The 538-nt window shown below is 49.3% G+C and carries 1 pseudogene; it reads right to left on the bottom strand.

What is annotated here, in order from left to right:
• A pseudogene (locus tag R7Q11_RS28865) lies at nucleotides 1-538 on the bottom strand (RTX toxin); the annotation flags it as partial.

Raw genomic sequence — 538 nt, 5'->3', positions numbered from 1 at the left:
ATTCGTCGATGAAGGAATAGACGCTCGTAACGTGCCGCTTTGATCTGTACTGGCGATATCATTAATCGAGATGTTGGTTTCCCGGCCACCGGTGATGAGTTTTAAAGAAGGAGTTGTATCGTCCGAAATAGTTACCACATTGCTTGAACCCGGGAACACATCACCTTGATCTGACCAGCCACGAGTTTGCAGTTCATCCAGACCGTCCGCTTGGAATACCTGAACTTGCATTGGCCCTGTGTCATTGAAACGGTTGTCGATACTTACGGCCGTGATCAAAAGACCTTCACCTGACAACGCACGGTCATATTCCGTTTTTCTTCTGTTCTCGAAGTAAGCTCTTGGACCTTGCTGTTTCAAGTACGGATCGAGATACACCACACCCTCGCCTTGACGAGTCTCGATCGTGCTAGAACCCGACGCTTCAATCACTTTCGGCTTGATGAAACCAGCAGCTTCCTTACTCCATGCCAACATATTGACCGGCGTTTCCCCTGCATACGTATCACCTTGTTTACTTGCCCAGCTTCCGCCACCC

Source organism: Vibrio sp. 970 (assembly GCF_033339075.1).
This window is presented reverse-complemented; position numbering and strand designations above follow the sequence as displayed.